At 66.2% G+C, this 4606-nt stretch carries 4 protein-coding genes and 1 pseudogene; all 5 read left to right on the plus strand.

Translation table 11 applies throughout. The annotated features are described in order from the left end of the window. A pseudogene (locus ACSFA2_RS25310) lies at positions 1-331 on the plus strand (methyl-accepting chemotaxis protein); the annotation flags it as partial. Between the two features lie 11 nt (positions 332-342). Further along, positions 343-861: a chemotaxis protein CheW gene (locus ACSFA2_RS25315; RefSeq protein WP_435458092.1), complete on the plus strand. Its 519-nt coding sequence runs from the start codon at positions 343-345 to the stop codon at positions 859-861. Between the two features lie 9 nt (positions 862-870). Continuing rightward, positions 871-2658, plus strand: coding sequence for a methyl-accepting chemotaxis protein (locus tag ACSFA2_RS25320; RefSeq protein ID WP_435458093.1), 1788 nt, complete (start codon positions 871-873; stop codon positions 2656-2658). Positions 2659-2668: 10 nt separating this feature from the next. Then, the gene (locus ACSFA2_RS25325) at positions 2669-3199 is read left to right on the plus strand and encodes a chemotaxis protein CheW (protein ID WP_435458094.1); all 531 of its coding nucleotides are present in this window, start codon (positions 2669-2671) and stop codon (positions 3197-3199) included. Between the two features lie 39 nt (positions 3200-3238). Next, on the plus strand, positions 3239-4606 hold a 1368-nt coding region (locus ACSFA2_RS25330; protein ID WP_435458095.1), incomplete at its 3' end, for a methyl-accepting chemotaxis protein.

Genomic DNA, 4606 nt, shown 5'->3' on the forward strand with positions numbered 1-4606 from the left:
GTCGGGCGTGGGCCAGATCAACGCGGCGGTGAGCCAGCTGAGCCAGACGACGCAGCAGAACGCGACCAGCTCGGAGGAGCTGGCGGCGACGGCCGAGGAGATGAGCAGCCAGGCCGAGCAGCTGCAGCGCACCATGAGCTTCTTCAAGCTGGCCGGTGTGGCGGCTGCGGCGTCGGTGCGCAAGGCGGGCGAAGTGCGCAAGAGCACGCCTGCCAAGGCGCCCAAGCCGACCAATCCGGTTTCGGCCGGCCGCAGGAGCGGCAGCCCGGGCCTGGCACTGGCGGGTGGCGACCTGGTCGGCGTGGACGAGAGCCACTTCGCTCGTTACTGAAAGGACGCGTGATGAACACTGCTGCAATCCAGAGTCGGGGCATGGCCACGACAGCGGCCGCGATGGCTGCGCCCCCCGAACCCCTGCAGTACCTGACCTTCATGCTCGGCGGCGAAGCCTTCGCCATCGGCATCCTGGCGATCAAGGAAATCATCGAGTACGGCCACCTGACGGCGGTGCCGATGATGCCCGCGAGCGTGCGCGGCGTGATCAACCTGCGCGGTGCCGTGGTGCCGGTGATGGATCTGCAGGCGCGCTTCGGCCGGCCGGCCAGCGAGGTGACCAAGCGCACCTGCATCGTGATCGTGGAGACCGGCGACGCCGACGACGGACAGGTCATCGGCGTGGTGGTCGATGCGGTCAACGAGGTGCTGGAGCTGCCGGCCTCCGACATCGAGCCGCCGCCCAGCTTCGGCTCGGCCATCCGCAGCGACTTCGTCTGCGGCATGGCCAAGGTCCGCGGCAAGTTCGTCATCGTGCTCGACGCCGCGAACGTGCTGGCCATCGAGCCTGTTCTCCTCGACATCTAGAAGGCGCCTATGTTCTCCAACCTGAAACTGGCGACGAAGCTTTTCGGAGCCTTCGCCATCGTTCTGGCCTTGATGGCCGGCCTCGGTGCGTACGCCATCTCGCAGCTGGCGACCGTGAACGGATCGACGGTCGACCTGGCTACGAACTGGATGCCGAGCGTGCGGAACTACCTGAGTCTCAAAGCGGACCTGAATCGGGTTCGCGTGCTCGAATACCGGGCAGTGCTGGCGTCGGACGCCGCGACCCTGGCGCCGATCACGAAGGAAATGGATGACAAGACCGTCTCGGTCAAGACCGTGTCAGAGCAGCAGCGAGCGCTGCTGAGCAATCCTGAAGAGCAGCGGCTCTATCAATCGCTCATGGTCGCCATGAACGGCTTCTTCGTGGAACATCAGAAGATCATCGATCTGGCGGCGGCAGGTCGGGACGACGATGCGTCCAAGACCATGCAGGCGGAGTCTCTCAAGCAGTACAACCTGACGCGCGAATCGCTCGACAGACTGTCCGACCTGAATGTCGCAGGCGCCAACGAGGCGGCCGCGCATGCGGCGGAAGTCTACGCATCGGCGCGTCTCTATGTCATCGGTGCGCTGGTCGCGTGTGCCGTCCTGGCACTCTTGATGGCGTGGGTCATCACCCGCAACATCACCCGACCGATCGGTGTTGCCGTGGAGGTTGCCAACAAGCTCGCCCGCGGCGACATGTCCGTGCAGATCGATGTGCACGGCAAGGACGAAACCGCCCAGCTGCTGCAGGCCATGAAGGAGATGGCTGCCGTGACGGCGAGCAGCGTCGGCGACGTGGTGCGGGTGGTGGGTGGCATGGCGCAAGGCGACCTGACGCAGCGTGTGGACGGCCAGTACCCGGGGATCTACGACGAGTTGAAGACCTATGTGAACACCACGGCCGACAAGCTGGGCCAGGTGGTGGCGGAAGTCAATGGCAGCGCCGAGTCGCTGGCCAGTGCTTCCGAAGAGGTGAGCGCGACGGCGCAGTCCTTGAGCCAGGCCTCCAGCGAGCAGGCTGCCGGCGTCGAGGAGACCAGCGCGTCGATGGAACAGATGACGGCGTCCATCTCGCAGAATACCGAGAACGCCAAGATCACCGACAGCATGGCGACCAAGGCGGCGGCCGAAGCCAGCGAAGGCGGCGAAGCCGTCAAGGCCACGGTGGCGGCGATGAAGCAGATCGCCCAGAAGATCAACATCATCGACGACATCGCCTACCAGACGAACCTGCTGGCGCTGAATGCAGCCATCGAGGCGGCCCGCGCCGGCGAGCACGGCAAGGGCTTCGCGGTGGTGGCCGCCGAGGTGCGCAAGCTGGCCGAGCGCAGCCAGGTGGCGGCCCAGGAGATCGGCACCGTGGCCACGTCCAGCGTGGAGCTGGCCGAACGGGCAGGCAAGCTGCTCGATGCGATGGTGCCCAGCATCAACAAGACCTCGGACCTGGTGCAGGAGATCACGGCGGCGAGCGAGGAGCAATCGTCGGGCGTGGGCCAGATCAACGCGGCGGTGAGCCAGCTGAGCCAGACGACGCAGCAGAACGCGACCAGCTCGGAGGAGCTGGCGGCGACGGCCGAGGAGATGAGCAGCCAGGCCGAGCAGCTGCAGCGCACCATGAGCTTCTTCAAGCTGGGCGGTGTGGCGGCTGCGGCGTCGGTGCGAAAACCGAGCAGAAGCATGCCTGCCAAGGCGCCCAAGCCGGTGGCCAGCCGCAGGAACGGGGGGCCCAGCCTGGCGCTGACGGGCAATGACCTGGCGGACGTGGACGAAAGCCACTTCGCCCGCTACTGAGGACGTCCCGATGAACACGGCTGTACAGAACCGGGGCGTGGCGGCGGCCGTGGTGGCCGCGCCGCCGGAGCCCCTGCAATACCTGACCTTCATGCTGGCCGGCGAGATGTTCGCCATCGGCATCCTGGCGATCAAGGAAATCATCGAGTACGGCCACCTGACGGCGGTGCCGATGATGCCCGCGAGCGTGCGCGGCGTGATCAACCTGCGCGGCGCCGTGGTGCCGGTGATGGACCTGCAGGCGCGCTTCGGCCGGCCGGCCAGCGAGGTGACCAAGCGCACCTGCATCGTGATCGTGGAGACCGCGCCGACAGATGCAGCCGCCGACGGCCAGGTCATCGGTGTGGTGGTCGATGCGGTCAACGAGGTGCTGGAGCTGCCGGCCTCCGACATCGAGCCGCCGCCCAGCTTCGGCTCGGCCATCCGCAGCGACTTCGTCTGCGGCATGGCCAAGGTCCGCGGCAAGTTCGTCATCGTGCTCGACGTGGCGAACGTGCTGGCCATCGAAGATTTTTCCACCCTGGTCGATCTCGCGGCCTGATTCACGCTGTCACAACGTCAAGACAAACGAAGGCTCCCCATGTTCAATCAAATGCGTCTCGCGACCCGCCTCGGGTTCTGCTTTCTCTTCGCCCTGGCAGCACCGGCGGTACCGTGGGCACTGGCGCAGGCGCAGGTGTTGTCGTCCGGCGCAGCGTGGGCGGTGGCCGGCGTCGCCGCCATTCTGAGCATGCTGATCGCTGCCTTGGTGACGGCCGACATCACCCGCGCCGTGAAGGCCGCAGGGGACGCTGCCCGCCGACTGACGGAAGGCGATTTCCGGGAGTCGACCGAAACGGCGCTCGCGTCGTCGACCGAACTGGGGGCGTTGCACGCCGCGCAGCGTGCGCTGCTGGACAAGCTCAAGCGCGTGATGTCCGAACTGGGGCGCATGTCGCGGGAGCACGATGCGGGCGACATCGACGTCGTGATCGACGCCGGCGGGCTGCAGGGCGAGTTTCTGCACATGGCGAGCGGCATCAACCAGATGGTCGGCGGCCACATCGCGGTGAAGAAGAAGGCCATGGCCTGCATCGCCGAATTCGGCCGCGGCAACTTCAATGCGCCGCTGGATGCCTTCCCCGGCAAGAAGGCCTTCATCAACGACACCATCGAGCAGGTGCGTCGCAACCTGGTCGGTCTGATCGCCGAGATGAACCGCATGTCGACCGAGCACGACAAGGGTGACATCGACGTCTTCATCGATGCGTCGCGCTTCGACGGCGATTTCCGCGCCATGGCCGAGGGCATCAACCAGATGGTCGGCGGCCACATCGCTGTGAAGAAGAAGGCCATGGCCTGCGTGGCGGAGTTCGGCCGGGGCAACTTCAACGCGCCGCTGGATGCCTTCCCCGGCAAGAAGGCCTTCATCAACGAAACCATCGAGCAGGTGCGCTCCAACCTCAAGGCGCTGATCGCCGACACCAATCTGCTGGTCGAAGCCGCCACCGCCGGCCGGCTGGACGTGCGGGCCGACGCCAAGCTCCACCACGGTGATTTCCGGGAAATCGTCGATGGGATCAACAGCACGCTCGACGCCATCGTGGAGCCGGTGAACGAGGTCAGCCGCGTGCTTCACGTGATGGCGCAGGGTGATCTGACCCAGGTCGCGCGCACGGACTTCAAGGGGCAGTTGCAGTCGCTCTGCGAAAGCGTCAATGCCACGGTGAGCAAGCTGGCCGAGGTGGTGGCCGAAGTCAACGGCGGTGCCGAGTCGCTGGCCAGTGCTTCCGAAGAGGTGAGCGCGACGGCGCAGTCCTTGAGCCAGGCCTCCAGCGAGCAGGCCGCCGGTGTCGAGGAGACCAGCGCGTCGATGGAACAGATGACGGCGTCCATCTCGCAGAATACCGAGAACGCCAAGATCACCGACAGCATGGCGACCAAGGCGGCGGCCGAAGCCAGCGAAGGC

The sequence above is a fragment of the Variovorax cryoconiti genome, from assembly GCF_051216395.1.
In the GTDB taxonomy this organism is placed as follows: domain Bacteria; phylum Pseudomonadota; class Gammaproteobacteria; order Burkholderiales; family Burkholderiaceae_C; genus Variovorax.

What these genes read in the sequence shown, in the direction of transcription:
- ACSFA2_RS25315 (WP_435458092.1), top strand. Translation starts at nt 343, where the DNA reads ATGAACACTGCTGCAATCCAGAGTCGGGGCATGGCCACGACAGCGGCC.
- ACSFA2_RS25320 (WP_435458093.1), top strand. Translation starts at nt 871, where the DNA reads ATGTTCTCCAACCTGAAACTGGCGACGAAGCTTTTCGGAGCCTTCGCC.
- ACSFA2_RS25325 (WP_435458094.1), top strand. Translation starts at nt 2,669, where the DNA reads ATGAACACGGCTGTACAGAACCGGGGCGTGGCGGCGGCCGTGGTGGCC.